Below are 16,726 nucleotides of genomic sequence, written 5' to 3' on the forward strand. Positions count from 1 at the left end.
TGAGACAGGACACTAAGTCGACAAGCGGGCCGCGTTCAATGAACACGCCGAACCTCCCGTTTTTCTTTTGACCCTATGTGATCAGCCGAACGACGGCCAACTCGGGTCAATTCCCCGCCGCGGGGGCCGAGGGGGCGCTCACGTCGTAGTGCCGGGCGCCCGGCACGGCTTTGAGGAGCGAGGTGAGCACCTTGCCTTTCTCGGACCCGAGTTCGGCGCTCCCCCACACCACCGTGCGCTCCCCGGTGAGGGTGAGTCTGATGTCGTCGTAGGAGCGCACCTCCAGGGAGGTGGCCTGCCCGCGCACGGCTTCCGGCATCGCGGAGGCGACCACGACCGCCGCGCGCAGAAGCCGTTGGGTGCCGAAGTGACGCAGGCTCGGCGACGGAGGGGAGCCCGGCTCGTCGAGTTTCAACTCCACCAGCGGAGCGCCTTTCGGGGCCCGGGAGACATGGGCGAAGCGCACCCCGGTCCGGTCGACCTCGCTGTAGCCCGAGCCGTGGCGCACCACGGCGACGGGCCTGCGCTCGGTGACCACCAGGCGCAGGGTGTGCGGCCACGACCGGTCGGCCTCGACGGACTCGATCCGCGGAAGCCGCTCGCGAAGCCGCCGTTCGACGGCGGAGGTGTCGACGTCGGCGAGGGGGCCGCCGAGCGGGACGGCGGCGGCCCCGCGCACCTCGGCCGGGTCGAGCACCCGGGTGCCGGAGACCGCGACGTCGCGCACTTCGAGGAGCGAGGTGCCGTAGACCGCCCAAGTGCCCCCGCCCACCAGGACGGTGAGGGGGACCAGGACGGCCAGCAGCCGGCGCCTTCGCGCGATGGCCGCCGTCAGACGCGGACGGCGGCGCGGCGCGTCCTGCGCTCCCCCGGTGTTCCCGGTCCCGGCCTTGCGGCCCTCCCCCGCAACGTCACTGGTCGTCGGTCCCGCCACGCTCGCCGTCCCTCACATCCTCGCCGGAGGACCTATCGTGCCCGTCCGGCGGCCACAGCCTCGTACACCATGCCGACGAGGAGGTCATCGGCGTCCCTACGGCCGAACTCGGAGGCGGCGCGGCTCATCTCGTAGAGCCGGTGCGGGTCGGTGAGCACGGGCAGGACATTGCCGATGACCCAGTCGGGGCTGAGGTCGGCGTCGTCCACCAGCAGCCCGCCGCCCGCCTTGACGACCGGCTGGGCGTTCAGGCGCTGCTCGCCGTTGCCGATCGGCAGCGGCACATACGCGGCGGGCAGTCCCACGGCGGACAGCTCGGCGACGGTCATGGCGCCCGCGCGGCACAGCATCATGTCGGCGGCGGCGTAGGCGAGGTCCATCCGGTCCACGTACGGCACGGGGACGTACGGCGGCATGCCCGGCATGTTGTCGATGACGGGCAGCTCGTTCTTCGGGCCGACCGCGTGCAGGACCTGCACACCGGACTGCTGGAGGCGGGGCACGACGGCCTGCACGGTCTCGTTCAGGCGGCGCGCGCCCTGGGAGCCGCCGGAGACCAGCAGCGTCGGCAGGTTCGGGTCGAGGCCGAACGCCGCGCGGGCCTCGGGCCGGACGCGGTTGCGGTCCAGGGTGGCGATGGAGCGGCGCAGCGGGATGCCGATGTAGCGGGAACCGCGCAGCTTGCTGTCGGGGCTGCTGACCGCCACGAAGTCGGTGTAGCGGGAGCCGATCTTGTTGGCCAGCCCGGGGCGGGCGTTGGCCTCGTGGACGACGATCGGCACACCGCGGCGCTTGGCGGCGAGGTAGCCGGGCAGTGCGACGTAGCCGCCGAAGCCGACCACGCAGTCCGCCTTGGTGCGCTCCAGGATGTCCTGGGTCGCCTTTATCGTGCCGCGCAGCCGCCCGGGAACCGTGATCAGCTCGGGGGTGGGCTTGCGCGGCAGCGGCACGGCGGGGATCAGCGCCAGTTCGTAACCGCGCTCGGGGACGAGCCTGGTCTCCAGGCCCCTCTCCGTGCCGAGCGCTGTGATCCCTACGGTCGGGTCCTGCCTGCGCAGGGCGTCCGCGAGGGCGAGCGCGGGCTCGATGTGGCCGGCGGTCCCCCCGCCGGCGAGCACGACATGCACCGAAATTCACCGCTCTCCGGGCGGCCGCTTCTTGACGAGCCGCCCCATGGTTCGAGTTAGCACCCCTGGTCCCCGCATGGCCAGTGCCGCTCGCGCAGCCGGTTCGCTCCTCGCGAAGGAGAGCAGCATTCCGATGGCGAACATGGTCGGCAGCAGCGCGGAGCCTCCGTAGGAGAACAGCGGGAGGGGGACTCCGGCGATCGGCAGCAGGCCGAGCACAGCACCGATGTTGATCACGGCCTGGACCGTGATCCACGTTGTCACGCCTCCCGCGGCGAACCTGACGAAGGGGTCCTCCGTGCGTCCGGCCACGCGGATACCCGCATAGCCTAGAGCCGCGAAGAGGGCGAGTACTGACAGCGTCCCCGCCAGACCCAGTTCCTCCCCGGTCACGGCGAAGATGAAGTCGGTGTGCGGTTCGGGGAGTTGGCCCCATTTCTCCACACTCGCACCGAGGCCGCTGCCGAACCATCCGCCCGAGGCCAGAGCGTACATTCCGTGCACGGCCTGCCAGCACTGGTCCTGCGGTCCGGGCTCGGTGGCGCCGAGGCAGGCCAGGCGCCCCATCCGGTTGGCGCTGGTCTTGATCAGCACCAGCGCCAGGGCCGCGGCGATGCCGAGGGTGCCGCCGAACAGACGCCCGGGGGCACCGGCCAGCCAGAGCAGGCCGAACAGGATCGCCCCGAGGATGACCCCGGTGCCCATGTCCCCGCCGAGCATGATCAGGCCCAGCAGCATCATCGCCCCGGGCACCAGGGGGACCAGCAGGTGCTTCCACTGCGTGAGCAGGTTCATCCGCTGTTTGCGGGCGATCAGGTCGGCGCCCCACAGGATGAGGGCGAGCTTGGCGAACTCGCTCGGCTGGAGCTGGAACGGTCCGCCGAGGTAGATCCAGTTCTGGTTGCCGTTGACCGAGCGCCCTATCCCGGGCAGCTGCACGAGCGTCATCAGGAAGACCGAGCAGAACAGCAGGGGGTAGGCCAGCGCCCGGTGCAGCCGTACCGGCATCCGGGAGGCCAGCAGGAGCAGGCCGCAGCCGAGGGCGGCGGCGAACAGCTGCTTGACGAAGAAGTACGTGGACGGCAGGCCGGCCTGGAGCGCCTTGATCTGGGAGGCGGAGAAGACCATCACCAGGCCGAGCACGGTGATGAGCAGGCTGCCGCCGAGGATCAGGTAGTAGGCGGTCAGTGGCCGGTCCATGGTGCGGCGCATCTGGTGGACGGTCCGCCGCAGCCCGCCGAACGGACTCGCCGACGCCCCCGAGGAGGCCCTGGGGCCCGCCTTGAGGGAGAAGCGGGGTCCGCTCTGACGGGCGGGCGGACGCGCCGAAGGGACACGTGCGCGCCGCGCGCGCAGCCCTCCCGCTCGCTGCTGCGGCATCGTTTCCCCTCCGGAAAAAGGCCCTATGCCTCCATGGCGGTCACGGCGGCGGCGAAGGCGTCGCCGCGCTTGCCGTAGTTGGCGAACATGTCCATCGAGGCGCACGCCGGGGCCAGGAGAACGGTGTCCCCGGGCTGGGCGAGCCGCGTCGCGGCCTGGACCGCCGCCGCCATCGCTTCAGTGTCGGTCCGGTCCAGCTCGACGACCGGCACATCCGGCGCGTGTCGCGTCAGAGCGTCGTGAATCAGCTGCCGGTCGGCGCCGATCAGCACCGCTGCCCGCAGGCGGCCGCGGGCGCCCTGGACGAGTTCGTCGAAGGTGGCGCCCTTGGCCAGACCGCCCGCGATCCACACCACGTGCCGGTAGGAGGCCAGGGACGCGGCGGCGGCGTGGGTGTTGGTCGCCTTCGAGTCGTCGACGTAGGTGATGCCGTCCACGGTGGCCACGGTGGCGATCCGGTGGGCGTCCGGGCGGAAGGCGCGCAGCCCGTCGCGCACGGCGGCCGGGGGGACCCCGAAGGCGCGGGCGAGGGCAGCGGCGGCGAGGGCGTTGGCGATGTTGTGCGGGGCGGGCGGCTTCACGTCGGAGACCTCGGCGAGCTCCTGGGCCTCGGTCTGCCGCCGGTCCGTGAAGGCGCGGTCGACCAGGATCCCCTCCACGACGCCGAGCTGGGAGACGGCGGGGGTGCCCAGGGTGAAGCCGATGGCACGGCAGCCCTCCACCACCTCGGCCTCGCGGACGAGGTCCTCGGTGGCGGGGTCTTCGACGTTGTAGACGCAGGCGACCTCGTTGCCCTCGTAGACGCGGCCCTTGTCGGCGGCGTACGCCTCCATGGAGCCGTGCCAGTCGAGGTGGTCGGGGGCGAGGTTGAGCACGGCCGCGGAGTGGGCGCGGACCGACGGCGCCCAGTGCAGCTGGTAGCTGGACAGCTCCAGGGCGAGGACGTCGTAGTGCTCACCGGACAGGACGACGTCCAGGACGGGCGTTCCCACATTGCCGATGGCCGCGGTGCGCAGCCCGGCGGCGGTGAGGATGGACGCGAGCATCTGCACCGTGGTGGTCTTGCCGTTGGTGCCCGTGATGGCGAGCCACGGGGCGGCGTCCGGGCCGCGCAGCCGCCAGGCCAGCTCGACGTCGCCCCACACCTCGACGCCCGCCCGCGCGGCGGCGGTGAACAGCGGGCTGTCCGGCTTCCAGCCGGGCGAGGTGACCACCAGCGTGGTGCCCTCGGGAAGGGTGTCCGCGGCGCCCAGGCGTACCGCGGCGCCCTCCTTCTCGAGTTCGTCGGCGCGCTCGCGCAGCCGCTCCCCCTCGCCGCCGTCCACGACGGTGACGGACGCGCCCAGGCCGAGCAGCGCGCGTGCGGCACTGACGCCGGAGACCCCCAGCCCCGCGACACAGACGTGCTGCCCGGCCCACGCCTGCTGTCGGGTCGAGCTCTGCCCTCCTTGCCCGCCCTCGGGCAGGAGGGGCCCGGGGCTGTGCTCCCCAGAGGTCACTTGCCGGTCACCCATCCCGCGTAAAAGAGTCCGAGTCCCAGGGCAACACACACGCCCTGGATGATCCAGAAGCGGACCACGATGAGCACTTCGCTCCAGCCCTTGAGCTCGAAGTGGTGCTGGAGCGGTGCCATGCGGAAGACCCGCTTGCCGGTCAGACGGAACGAGCCGACCTGGATGATCACCGACAGGGTGATCAGTACGAACAGACCGCCGAGCAGCGCGAGCAGGAGCTCGGTGCGGGAGCAGATCGCCAGGCCCGCCAGCGCGCCGCCGAGGGCGAGCGAGCCGGTGTCCCCCATGAAGATCTTGGCCGGCGAGGTGTTCCACCACAGGAAGCCGAAGCACGCGCCCATCAGCGCCGAGGCGACGATGGCGAGGTCGAGGGGGTCCCTGACCTCGTAGCAGCCGGGACCGGCCGTCAGCTCGTTGGAACAGGACTGGCCGTACTGCCACACACCGATGAAGACATAGGCGGCGAACACGAGCACGGAGGCGCCGGTGGCCAGGCCGTCGAGGCCGTCGGTGAGGTTCACTCCGTTGGACATGGCCAGGATCATGAACAGCGCCCAGACCGCGAAGAGCACCGGGCCGATCGACCAGCCGAAGTCCTGTGTGAAGGACAGCTTGTCCATCGCGGGCGTCTGGTTGCGGGAGTCCGCGAACTGCAGCGAGAGCACGGCGAAGGCGATGCCCACGATGAGCTGCCCGGCCATTTTGGCCTTGGCCCGAAGCCCCAGGCTGCGCTGCTTGACGATCTTGATGTAGTCGTCGAGGAAACCGACGAGGCCGAGGCCCGCCATCAGGAACAGCACCAGCAGACCGGAGACGGTCGGCTTGCTCAGCGTGATGGCCTTCGCCGCCGCGTACGCGATCAGCGTCGCCAGGATGAAGACCGCTCCGCCCATGGTGGGCGTTCCGCGCTTGCTGTGGTGGCCCTGCGGGCCGTCGTCGCGGATCATCTGGCCGTAGCCCTTGCTGGCCAGCAGTCTGATCGCCAGCGGTGTGCCGACGAGCGAGAGGATCATCGCGATCACACCCGCGAAGAGGATCTGCCTCATCGGGCGCCCTCACCCTCGGACAGCGAACCCCCACCGGCGATGAGCGCGTCCGCGACCCGCTCGAGCCCCACCGACCTCGAGGCCTTCACCAGCACGACGTCCCCCGGGCGCACTTGCGCGCGCAACAGGTCGATCGCCGTATCCGTGTCGGACACCAGCACCGACTCCTCACCCCACGAACCCTCGTTCTTGGCACCCATGTCGAGCCAGGCGGCCGCGCGGCCGCCCACCGCCACCAGCTTGGTGACGTTGAGACGGACAGCGAGCCGTCCGACCGCGTCGTGCTCGGCGAGCGATTCGTCCCCGAGCTCGGCCATCTCCCCGAGCACGGCCCAGGTCCGACGGCCCGCTCCCATCGCGGCCAACGCGCGCAGCGCGGCCCGCATGGAGTCGGGGTTCGCGTTGTACGCGTCGTTGACGATCGTGACGCCGTCCGCCCGTTCGACGACTTCCATGCGCCAGCGGGACAGTGCGCCCGCCTCGGAGAGCGCGGTCGCGATCTCGTCGACGGGCATGCCGAGTTCACGGGCTACGGCGGCCGCGGCGAGCGCGTTCGACACGTGGTGCTCACCGTACAGGCGCATGGTCACCTGGGCCGAACCCTGGGGGGTGGACAACGTGAAGGCGGGGCGTCCTTCGGCCGTCAGCCGCACATCCAGGGCGCGGACCTCGGCCCGCTCGGACTCCCCGAACAGCACGACACGGGCCTTGGTCCGCGAGGCCATCGCGGCGACGAGGGGGTCGTCGGCGTTGAGCAGGGCGACGCCGCCGCCGCCCTCCGCGTCGGCCGGGGGAAGGTTCTCGACCAGTTCCCCCTTGGCCTCGGCGATGGCGTCCCGGCCGCCGAACTCACCGATGTGCGCGGTGCCGACGTTGAGCACCAGGCCGATGCGGGGCGGGGTGAGGCCGGTGAGGTAGCGGATGTGGCCCTTGCCGCGCGCGCCCATCTCCAGGACGAGGTGGCGGGTGCTCTCGTCGGCGCGCAGCGCGGTCAGCGGCAGGCCGATCTCGTTGTTGAGGTTCCCGGCGGGGTAGACGGTGGGCGCCAGGCGCTCCAGCAGCTGGGCGATGAGGTCCTTGGTGCTGGTCTTGCCCGAGGAGCCGGTGAGTGCGACGACGGTGGCGCCGAGGCGCTCGACGACGGTTCTGGCGAGCGCGCCGAGCGCGGTGGTCACATCGTCCACGACGATGGCCGGGACGCCCACGGGGCGGGCGGCGAGCACGGCGACGGCCCCCGCGGCCACCGCCTGCGCGGCGAAGTCGTGGCCGTCCGCGTTCTCCCCGGCGAAGGCGACGAAGAGGCTGCCGGGCTCCACCTTGCGGGAGTCCATGACCACGGGTCCGCTGATGCCGACGTCGAGGTCCGGTATGTCGGTTGCGCTCCCGCCGACCGCCTGAGCGACCTCGGCGAGGGTGAGTGGGATCACTGGTTCTCCGTTTTTTCTTCTTGCTCGTCGCCCCGGGTCGTCGTGGCGGCGATCGCCTCGCGGAGCACCTCGCGGTCGTCGAAGGGGCGGACGATCCCGCCGATGTCCTGGCCCTGCTCGTGTCCCTTCCCGGCGATCAGGACGGTGTCCCCGGAGTGGGCGCGGGCGACGGCCGCGGCGATGGCCGACGCGCGGTCGGCGTCCACCAGGACGGTGCCGCGCTCGTGGGCGGGCACGCTCGCGGCGCCTTCGAGCATGGCGGCGAGGATCGCCAGCGGGTCCTCCGAGCGCGGGTTGTCGCTGGTCAGCACCGCGGTGTCGGCGAGTCTGGCCGCGGCGGCGCCCATCGGGCCGCGTTTGTGCGGATCGCGGTCGCCGCCGCAGCCGATCACGATGTGCAGCCTGCCCCGGGTCACCCGCCTGAGCGTGCGCAGCACGGACTCGACGGCGTCGGTCTTGTGCGCGTAGTCCACGACGGCCAGGTACGGCTGCCCGGCGTCGACGCGTTCGAGGCGGCCGGGGACGCCGGGGACGGCGGCCACTCCGGCCACGGCCCGCTCCAGCGGGAGCCCGGCGCAGACGAGCGCGGTGATCGCGGCGAGCGCGTTGGCCACGTTGAACGCGCCCGGCAGCGGCACCCTGGCCTCGGCGCTCTCGCCCTTGGGACCGAGCACCCGGAAGGTGCTGTCGACGGGGCCGAGCTCCACGTCCTCGGCCCGCCAGTCGGCCTCCTTCGCGCCCTCGGCGGAGAAGGTGACGATCGGGACCTGGGCCTCCTCGACGAGGCGGCGGCCGTGCTCGTCGTCGATGTTGACCACGCCGAGGCGGCTGCGGCGGGGGGTGAACAGCTGCGCCTTGGCCCGGAAGTAGTCCTCCATGTCGGAGTGGAATTCCATGTGCTCGGGGCTGAGGTTGTTGAAGACGGCGACGTCGAAGACCGCGCCGTCCACCCTGCCGAGCACCAGGGCGTGGCTGGAGACCTCCATGGCGACCGAGCGCACCCCGCGCTCGCGCATCACCGCGAACAGGGCCTGGAGGTCGGTGGCCTCCGGGGTGGTGCGCTCGCTCTTGATGCGCTCCTCGCCCACGCGGGTCTCGACGGTGCCCACGAGCCCCGTGGTCCGCCCGGCCGCCTTGAGGCCGCCCTCGAGCAGATAGGCGGTGGTGGTCTTGCCGGAGGTGCCGGTGACCCCGATCTGGACCAGGTCCTGGCCGGGCTGGTCGTAGATGGCGGCGGCCAGCGCCCCCATCCGGCCTCTCGGGTCGTCGACCACGAGGATCGGGACCGCGACCCCGGCCTCGGTGGCGCGCCTGGCCCCCTCGGCGTCGGTGAGGACGGCGACGGCGCCGTTGCCCACCGCCTGGGGGACGAAGTCGGCGCCGTGGAAGCGTGCGCCGGGCAGGGCGGCGTAGATGTCGCCGGGCCGGGCCGCGCGGGAGTCGTGGGTGATGCCGGTGACGGGGGCGGCGTCGGCCGGTCCCCAGGTGGCGGGGTCGGCCAAGCCAAGCTGGTCGGCCAGCTCCGCCAACGGTTTGGGTCGGACCTGTGCGGGGCGGGGCGCTCCGTGGCGGCTGGCCACGGCCTCCTGCCCGGATTGCGGCTGATCAGGGTTTGGCACGGCGGTGAGAGTACCGGGCGGGCCCTGCCCGCCGCGAAGTGAGGTGCGGCCCCGCTGGTCGTCGGGGTCCTGGCCGGAGCGGGTTGTGATGGTTCTCACCCGAATCAGTGCTTCCAGTCGACGGGCAGCCGGGGAGGCTGGGTGCCCGTGGGCGGGACCTTGAGGGTCTTCAAAGAGAATTCCATGACCCTCTTGAAGACGGGACCGCAGATCTGACCGCCGAAGTAGCTGCCCCGCGTCGGGTTCTGGATGACGCAGGAGACGGTCACGCGGGGCTTGTCCGCGGGGGCGAAGCCCATGAACGAGGCGGTGTAGCCGGAGTAGCGGCCGGTCTTGGGATCCACTCGGTTGGCCGTGCCGGTCTTGCCGGCGACGCGGTAGCCGGGGATCTGGGCCTTCAGGCCCGTGCCCTGGGTGTCGCCCACCACGGACTCGAGCATGCGCGAGAGGGTTCTGGCGGTGTCCTCGCTCAGCACCCGTCTCTTGTGCGGCGCCGGGGCGGGGGTGAAGCGGCCGTCCGGGCCCGTGCTGCCCTTGACCAGGGTCGGCTGCACCCGCACTCCGCCGTTGGCGACGGTGGAGTACACCGAGGTGGCCTGCATGGCGCTGACCGACAGGCCCTGGCCGAACGGGACGGTGAACTGCTGGGAGGCGCTCCAGTGGTCCGGCTGGGCCAGGATGCCGCTGGTCTCGCCGGGGAAGCCGAGTCCCGTCCGCTCTCCTATCCCGAACTTGCGCAGGTAGGAGTGCAGGATCCGGTTGGACTCCTTCTGGTCCTTGCCGAGCTTCTCGGCGACGCTGATCGTGCCGAGGTTGCTGGACTTGGCGAGCACGCCGTTGAGGGTGAGGAACCACGTCGGGTGGTCGATGTCGTCGTGGAAGACGCGGTCGGCCCGGCGCAGGGTGTTGGGGATGGTGATGTGCGTGTCCCAGGTGGCGACGCCCTCCTCCAGGACGGCGCCCATGGTCATGAGCTTGCTGACGCTGCCGGGCTCGTAGGCGTCCTGGAGGGCGGGGTTGCCGATGGCCTCGGGCCGGGCGCTGCCGTAGTCGTTGGGGTCGAAGCCGGGCGAGGAGGCCATGGCGAGGACCTCGCCGGTGCGGGTGTCCTGCGCGATGACGTAGCCGCGGTCGGCGCCGGATGCCCCGACCTGCTCGGTGATGGCGTTCTGGGCGGCCCACTGGATGTCGCGGTCGATGGTCAGCGCGGCGTCGCGGCCGGATACCGCGGGCTGTTCCTGGACGCCCGCGGTGGGGACCTGGCGGCCGCCGGACTGGGCGTAGGTGCGCTTGCCGTCCTGGCCGGACAGCTCCTTGTCCAGGACCTGCTCGAGCCCGGCGCCGCCCTTGCCCTCGCTGTTGACGAAGCCGATGACCCCGGCCGCGAGGTCGCCCGCCGGGTAGACGCGCTTGCTGTGCTCCTGGGCGAAGACGCCGCCGAGGACATTGCCCCGGCTCGCGGTGACCTTCTCGGCGAGGTTGGACTTGAGCGCCTTGATCTGGTTCCAGTCCTGCGGGCTGCGGCGGCGGGCCAGCAGGACGTAGCGGGAGCCGGGCTTGGCGAGCTTGGCCTCGAGGGTCTTCTCGTCCACGCCGATGATCGGCGAGAGCAGCGCCGCGGCCCGGGCGGGAGCGTCGGGGACCTTGGCCTGCTCGGGGGTGAACAGGTACGGGTCGGCGGTGACGTCGTAGGCGTCCACGGTGGTGGCGAGGTCGACGCCGTTGCGGTCGGTGATCGTGCCGCGGTCGGCCGGCAGGGGCACCTGGACATAGCGGTTCAGGGCCGCCTTGGCCGCGTAGGCGGGGGCGTCCACGACCTGGAGCTGGAGGAGCCTGACCACGAAGACGAGCAGGAGCAGGGAGAGCGCGAGGGCGACGAAGCGCAGCCGGGGCTTGGGCGGGGCGAGCCGCAGGGGCTGGGAGGCGAGGGTGGCGCCGCGCGGGCGCGGGGGGCGCGCTCCCGCCTTCGGCGGGGTCTTGGCGGGGGGCCCAGCGGTGGGCCTGGTGGTCGGCCTGGCAGTGGGCCTGGATGCGGGCTTGGCGGAGCTCTTGCCCGCGGGCCCGGCGGTGGGCTTGGCCCCGCTCCTGTCCCCGGGCTTGCCGGAGCTCTTGCCCGGGGTGTCGCCCGTGGGCGGCACGGGGCGGGAGCGGCCCGGCGACGCGGAACGGTCGCCCGAGCGGTCGGGGGTGCGGTCGGCAGGTCGCGGGCGTCGGGGCGGCCTGGGTGTGCTCACGTCGGCTCCTTCTACCGCCCGGGGGCGGGGGTCCCCTGGGGGCCCTGCGGGGACTGGGAGGGCTGGGCGGGGTACGGATGCTGAGGTACGGACCGGGACGTCCCGGCGCCGGCGGAGCCGGGACGCACGGGAGCCGCCGGCGTGGGTGTGCCCCGGGGAGCCGGGGTCACGGGCGCGGCAGGCGACGGCACGGACCCCGGTGACGGCGCCGCCGGCGAGGGCGCGGCGGGCGACGAGGGAGCGGGCTGGGCGGCCCCAGGGGTGGTGGCGGCCGTCCCGGTCGCGGGCGGGGTGGAGCCGTCCGCGCCGGGCACCCCGTGGACCTTTCCGTCCGGACCGAGGAAGGCCGGGGTGCCGCCGGGCACCATCCCGAGCTCCGTGGCCCGTTCGGACAGGGCGGCGGGGTCGGAGAACTCGTCGACCTCCTGCTGGAGGGCCTGTTCCTCGTCGGTGAGGCGGGTGGTCTCCTTCTGCAGCCTGCTGAGCTGGAAGGAGCCCTGGTTGACGGCCGAGTTCAGCACGAGCAGCCCGATCAGACCCGAGGCGAGCAGCACGACGACGAGCAGGACGAAGGGGGTGCGTGCCGCGTTGGTCGTCCCCGAGGGGAGCAGCCGCCCGAGCGCTCCGCCCGGCCTGCCCGGTCCGCTCGGCCTTCCCGCCGCGGCCGTCACGGCTGCTCCTGCCTCATGCCTGCTCCTGCCTCATATCAGCTCTTTTCGGCTTGTGTCAGCTCTTCTTATGTCAGCTCTTCACGTCTTCACGGATGCGTTCGGCCGCGCGCAGCTTCGCGGGCGCGGCCCTGCGGTTCTCGGCGATCTCGTCGTCACTGGGCAGCTCGGCGCCCCGCGTCAGCAGCTTCAGCCGGGGCTGGTACTGCTCGGGGACGACGGGCAGTCCGGGGGGCGCGGTGCCGGCCGCGCCCGCGGCGAAGACCTGCTTGACCAGCCGGTCCTCGAGGGAGTGGTAGGACAGCACCGCGATGCGCCCGCCGACCGCGAGGGCGCCGACGCCTGCGGGAATGGCGCGCTCGAGGACGGTCAGCTCTCCGTTGACCTCGATGCGCAGTGCCTGGAAGGTGCGCTTGGCGGGGTTGCCTCCGGTGCGCTTGGCGGCCTGCGGCAGTGCCTCGCGGATGAGCTCGACGAGCCGGGCGCTGGTGGAGAACGGCTCCTTGTCCCGTTCTCGGACAATCGCATCAACGATTTTCCTGGCGAACTTCTCCTCGCCGTACAGCCGCAGGATCCGTACCAGCTCACCGGGCGGGTAGGTGTTGAGCACCTCCGCGGCGCCGATGCCCGTGCTCTGGTCCATCCGCATGTCCAGGGGCGCGTCCTGCGCGTAGGCGAAGCCCCGGTCGGCCTCGTCGAGCTGCATGGAGGAGACACCCAGGTCGAACAGGACCCCCTGGACACGGTCGATGCCGAGCCGGCCGAGGACGTCGGGCATCTCGTCGTAGACGGCGTGCACCAGCGTGGCCCGCTCCCCGAAGGGCGCCAGCCGCTTCCCGGAAAGCTCCAGGGCGGCGGGGTCGCGGTCGATGCCGATCAGACGGGCGCCGGGGAAGGCGGACAGCAGGGCCTCGCTGTGGCCGCCGAGGCCGAGGGTGGCGTCCACCACGACGGAGCCGGGAGCGGCCAGCGCGGGCGCCAGGACGTCGAGGCAGCGCCGCAGCATGACGGGAACGTGCGTGGGGGCCACGTCAGCCCACCCCCCTGGCGCCGGGCACGGCGCCGATGGGGGCGGCGGTGTGGGACGGGTGGAGCATGTGGGCCCTTCTACGTGCGCCCGCGGGGCGGGACCCTCCTGCCGCCGGCGGGCGAGGAGGGAGGTGGTGCGCCGGCGGACCGGTGCGCGAGCGGGTCCTGGCTGCCCGCCGCGCTCATTGTCTGCCGCCGACCGGACGGACGTACCGCCGGGTCCCCGCCCGCTCTTGGGGAAGACAGCCGTCCGGCACCGGGGAAGGTGCGCCAGCGGGCATGAGCGGGTGGAGGCCTAGCCGTACGTACGAGGCGTGCGATAAGGCTGGTGGAGCGGCACGGAGCCGGTCACAGTAGTCCCGGGAACACCTCCTGCGACAGCTCGGCGAACGACTCGTCCTGAGCCGCCAGGTACTGCTCCCACGCGGTGGCGTCCCACACCTCGACGCGCGTGTTGGCGCCGATGACCGTGCAGTCCCGCCGCAGTCCGGCGTACTCGCGCAAGGAGGGTGCGATGGTGATGCGGCCCTGCTTGTCGGGCACCTCGTCGCTGGCCCCGGCGAACAGTACGCGCATGTAGTCCCGCGCAGACTTGGACGTCACCGGAGCCTGGCTCAGACGCTCGGTGACCGCGGTGAACTCGGCCACGGGCCACACGTAGAGGCAGCGCTCCTGCCCCTTGGTGATCACTAGGCCCTCCGCGAGTGGGTCCCGGAACTTCGCCGGCAGGACGAGCCGGCTCTTGTCGTCCAACCGCGGCTCGTAGGTCCCCAGGAACACCAGGCACCTCCAGCGGCGGACGAGGACGCGTGCGCGGGAAACACCTGGCGCCTCCCACTTCGCGCCACTTTACTCCACAGCACCCCACCGTCAACCGATGTCGAACGCGCCACACGGGTCACTCGAATGACGAAAGCGCAGGCCAGAGCGGTTCCATCGGCGGCGCCCGCGTCCAGCCTGGGCAGGCGGGCCCTTCCCGCCGCACGTCACGGTCGCGGCGGCACCGCGTTTTCACCTGGACGGTCCATACCACCGAACCCTTGTGGGGTACGTCACAACATGGGGGATTGACCGGAATGCCTGGTCGCGCCCGAGACCGAGGGCCCGCCGCCCGTCTACGGTTTCCGTTATGCCGATACCCGCAGATCAGCCGCCGGTCGAGAACGCCACCGCCGACACGGGTCACCATGTCGTCGATCGGCTCGTCGAGGCCAACCGGTCCTACGCCGCCGAGTTCCACGACCCGGGCATGGACGCCCGCCCGGTGCTGCACGTCGCCGTCGTCACCTGCATGGACGCACGGCTCGATGTGCATGCCCTGCTGGGTCTTGAACTCGGCGACTGCCATGTCATCCGCAACGCCGGCGGCGTCGTCACCGACGACACCGTGCGCTCGCTGACCATCAGCCAGCGGGCGCTGGGCACGACCGCGGTGGTCCTCATCCACCACACCGGCTGCGGACTGCTCAATCTCACCGAGGACTTCCGGCACGACCTCGAGCAGGAGGTGGGCATCCGTCCGGCGTGGGCCGTGGAGGCCTTCCGCGACCTGGACCAGGACGTGCGCCAGTCCATGGCCCGTGTCCGCACCTCCCCGTTCCTCCCCCACACCGACCAGGTGCGCGGGTTCGTCTTCGACGTCCACACGGGCCTGCTCCGCGAGATCGACCCGGCCTCGTAGCGGCCGCCGTCGCGGCACCGCCGTCACGGCACCCTGAATCGCGGCACAGGAATCGCGGCACCGCCGTCGCGGCACAGGAATCGCGGCGCAGGAATCGCCGCGGCGGAGTCGCCGCGGCGGCCCCTGCGTGCAGGACCCGCTCGGGAGGAGCCCGCCGCATATGGCCCGCCCCGCCGGATGATCCGGCCGGACGGGCCCGACGCACACGACCCGCCCAGGTGGCCCATGCCTGGCCAAACCCGTGGAAACACCCGCTTGTCGGCGGGCGAGTGACGGGAAGCCGCCGGTCGGGGAAGAATGCAACGCAGCAGTGCCTTGTTCCGTGCCGCGCTGGACAACGTGGCGCGCCGGGGCGCGGCCGCGGCCCGGGATCGTTTCCGGCCGCTTTCTCGGGGCGGGCCCGTCGGCTGCGTTTGTGACTGCATTCGGCGCGGCCCATTGATTCGGGCCTTAGGAGTGCCGGGTGACGACCTATGACGACCAAGCGAGCCTGACCGATCTGACCACCGTGGTGGAGCGGGTGCGCCGCTCGGTGGAGAGCGTGATCGAGGGCAAGCCGGAGGTCGTGCGCCTCTCCCTCACCGTGCTCCTCGCCGAGGGACACCTGCTGATCGAGGATGTGCCGGGCGTCGGCAAGACCATGCTGTCCAAGGCGCTGGCGCGGTCCATCGACTGCTCGGTGCGGCGTATCCAGTTCACGCCCGACCTGCTGCCCTCCGACATCACCGGTGTGAGCGTCTTCGACCAGCAGCGCCGGGACTTCGAGTTCAAGCCGGGAGCGATCTTCGCGCAGATCGTGGTGGGTGACGAGATCAACCGCGCCTCGCCCAAGACGCAGTCCGCGCTGCTGGAGTCGATGGAGGAGCGCCAGGTCACGATCGACGGCAGCACCTACGAGCTGCCCACGCCGTTCATGGTGATCGCCACGCAGAACCCGGTCGAGATGGAGGGAACGTATCCTCTGCCCGAGGCGCAGCGGGACCGCTTCATGGCCCGTGTGTCCATCGGCTACCCCAATGCCGCGGCCGAGCTCCAGATGCTCGACGTGCACGGCGGGGCCGACCCCCTCGACGATCTCCAGCCCGTGGCCCACGCCCACGAGATCGTCAAGCTCGTCGAGGCCGTGCGCCTGGTGCATGTGGCCGAGTCGGTGCGCCGCTATGCCGTGGACCTGGTCTCCGCGACCCGCAACCACCCCGATCTGAGACTCGGCGCCTCACCCCGCGCCACCCTCCACCTGGTGCGCGCCGCCCGTGCGGCGGCGGCGCTCGACGGCCGTGACTTCGTCCTGCCGGACGACATCCAGACGCTCGCCGGTCCGGTGCTCGCCCACCGCCTGCTGCCGACGGCCCAGGCGCAGTTGGGCCGCCGCACACCCGAGCAGGTGGTGGTGGAGATCGTGCAGCGCACTCCCGTACCCGACCCGTACGGCACCGACCCGCGTGGCGCCGCCAACCGGAGGCCGTGATGGCCGCGGCGGGCAGCGGCCCCCATGAGAAGGGCCCCCCGGAGTGGGGGCCCGGGGAGAGCGGACTCCGGGAGAACGGCCCCCAGGAGAAGGGACCGGGGGACAAGGGACCTCGCGAGAACAGCCCCCGCGAGAACGGACCTGGGGAGAAGAGACCGCACGGCAATGAGCCACGGGGCGCCGATCCCCGAGGCACCGGCCCCCAAAGCACCGGACCTCAAGGCGCCGGAACCCAAGGCGCCAGACCCCAAGGCACCGATCCCCGAGGCACCAGACCTCAAGGCGCCCGAAACCAAGGCGCCAATCCCCAAGGCACCAGACCACAAGGCACCGGCCCCCGAGGCACCGGACCTCAAGGCACCGGAACCCAAGGCACCGGAACCCAAGGCACCAATCCCCAAGGCACCAATCCCCGAGGCGCCGATCCCCAAGGCACCAGACCTCAAGGAACCGGACCCCGAGGCGCCGGAACTCAAGGCGCCGGGCCCTGGGGTGGCGCTTCCCGCGGTGGTGACTCCCGCCGTGGCGGCTCCCGCGGTGGCGGGCCCCGGCCGGACGTTCCGCAGCCGGACGGGCCTGACGGCACCGCGCCCGCGGGG

Annotated in this window: 13 protein-coding genes; 2 read left to right on the forward strand and 11 right to left on the reverse strand. The window is 72.1% G+C overall.

Annotated features, from left to right (window positions below; translation table 11 throughout):
• Nucleotides 1-106: 106 nt before the first annotated feature.
• The 11 genes from IEY86_RS03420 to mraZ all read right to left on the reverse strand — a co-directional run bounded on the left by IEY86_RS03420 (nt 107) and on the right by mraZ (nt 13,758).
• Nucleotides 107-934, reverse strand: coding sequence for a cell division protein FtsQ/DivIB (locus IEY86_RS03420; RefSeq protein ID WP_189129961.1), 828 nt, complete (start codon nt 932-934; stop codon nt 107-109).
• Between the two features lie 32 nt (nt 935-966).
• On the reverse strand, nt 967-2,061 hold the full coding sequence (murG, locus tag IEY86_RS03425; protein ID WP_189129962.1) for an undecaprenyldiphospho-muramoylpentapeptide beta-N-acetylglucosaminyltransferase: 1,095 nt from the start codon (nt 2,059-2,061) through the stop codon (nt 967-969).
• Nucleotides 2,062-2,067: 6 nt separating this feature from the next.
• Nucleotides 2,068-3,441: a putative lipid II flippase FtsW gene (ftsW, locus tag IEY86_RS03430; RefSeq protein WP_189129963.1), complete on the reverse strand. Its 1,374-nt coding sequence runs from the start codon at nt 3,439-3,441 to the stop codon at nt 2,068-2,070.
• A 23-nt stretch (nt 3,442-3,464) separates the two neighbouring features.
• Entirely contained in the window at nt 3,465-4,907 is a 1,443-nt protein-coding gene (murD, locus tag IEY86_RS03435; RefSeq protein ID WP_229698138.1) for a UDP-N-acetylmuramoyl-L-alanine--D-glutamate ligase, read from the reverse strand.
• 29 nt (nt 4,908-4,936) lie between these two features.
• Nucleotides 4,937-6,001, reverse strand: coding sequence for a phospho-N-acetylmuramoyl-pentapeptide-transferase (mraY, locus tag IEY86_RS03440; RefSeq protein WP_189129965.1), 1,065 nt, complete (start codon nt 5,999-6,001; stop codon nt 4,937-4,939).
• Nucleotides 5,998-7,428, reverse strand: a complete 1,431-nt coding sequence (locus IEY86_RS03445) for a UDP-N-acetylmuramoyl-tripeptide--D-alanyl-D-alanine ligase (protein ID WP_189129966.1) — start codon at nt 7,426-7,428, stop codon at nt 5,998-6,000. Before IEY86_RS03445 ends, mraY begins: the two co-directional genes overlap by 4 nt.
• Nucleotides 7,425-9,146 (reverse strand): UDP-N-acetylmuramoyl-L-alanyl-D-glutamate--2,6-diaminopimelate ligase, encoded by a 1,722-nt coding sequence (locus tag IEY86_RS03450; RefSeq protein ID WP_189129967.1) that lies wholly within the window; start codon nt 9,144-9,146, stop codon nt 7,425-7,427. The genes IEY86_RS03445 and IEY86_RS03450 overlap by 4 nt, the downstream gene beginning before the upstream one ends.
• 5 nt (nt 9,147-9,151) lie before the next feature.
• Nucleotides 9,152-11,281, reverse strand: coding sequence for a peptidoglycan D,D-transpeptidase FtsI family protein (locus IEY86_RS03455; RefSeq protein WP_308425095.1), 2,130 nt, complete (start codon nt 11,279-11,281; stop codon nt 9,152-9,154).
• A gap of 11 nt (nt 11,282-11,292) precedes the next feature.
• Entirely contained in the window at nt 11,293-11,952 is a 660-nt protein-coding gene (gene ftsL, locus IEY86_RS36150; protein WP_308425096.1) for a cell division protein FtsL, read from the reverse strand.
• A gap of 70 nt (nt 11,953-12,022) precedes the next feature.
• Complete coding sequence (gene rsmH / locus IEY86_RS03465) at nt 12,023-12,979, reverse strand: 16S rRNA (cytosine(1402)-N(4))-methyltransferase RsmH (RefSeq protein WP_265803621.1); 957 nt, start codon at nt 12,977-12,979, stop codon at nt 12,023-12,025.
• A gap of 347 nt (nt 12,980-13,326) precedes the next feature.
• On the reverse strand, nt 13,327-13,758 hold the full coding sequence (gene mraZ, locus IEY86_RS03470; protein WP_189129968.1) for a division/cell wall cluster transcriptional repressor MraZ: 432 nt from the start codon (nt 13,756-13,758) through the stop codon (nt 13,327-13,329).
• Nucleotides 13,759-14,107: 349 nt separating this feature from the next.
• Between mraZ and IEY86_RS03475 the strand changes: the two genes are divergently transcribed.
• Nucleotides 14,108-14,659 (forward strand): beta-class carbonic anhydrase, encoded by a 552-nt coding sequence (locus tag IEY86_RS03475; RefSeq protein WP_189129969.1) that lies wholly within the window; start codon nt 14,108-14,110, stop codon nt 14,657-14,659.
• Nucleotides 14,660-15,122: 463 nt separating this feature from the next.
• Nucleotides 15,123-16,127 (forward strand): AAA family ATPase, encoded by a 1,005-nt coding sequence (locus IEY86_RS03480; RefSeq protein WP_189129970.1) that lies wholly within the window; start codon nt 15,123-15,125, stop codon nt 16,125-16,127.
• Nucleotides 16,128-16,726 lie beyond the last annotated feature (599 nt).

The organism is Wenjunlia tyrosinilytica, from assembly GCF_014646055.1.
In the GTDB taxonomy this organism is placed as follows: Bacteria; Actinomycetota; Actinomycetes; order Streptomycetales; family Streptomycetaceae; genus Wenjunlia; species Wenjunlia tyrosinilytica.

Excerpts from the sequence above, each read along its gene's own strand:
- ftsW (WP_189129963.1), bottom strand. The coding sequence starts at position 3,441 with ATGCCGCAGCAGCGAGCGGGAGGGCTGCGCGCGCGGCGCGCACGTGTC.
- mraY (WP_189129965.1), bottom strand. The coding sequence starts at position 6,001 with ATGAGGCAGATCCTCTTCGCGGGTGTGATCGCGATGATCCTCTCGCTC.
- IEY86_RS03475 (WP_189129969.1), top strand. The coding sequence starts at position 14,108 with ATGCCGATACCCGCAGATCAGCCGCCGGTCGAGAACGCCACCGCCGAC.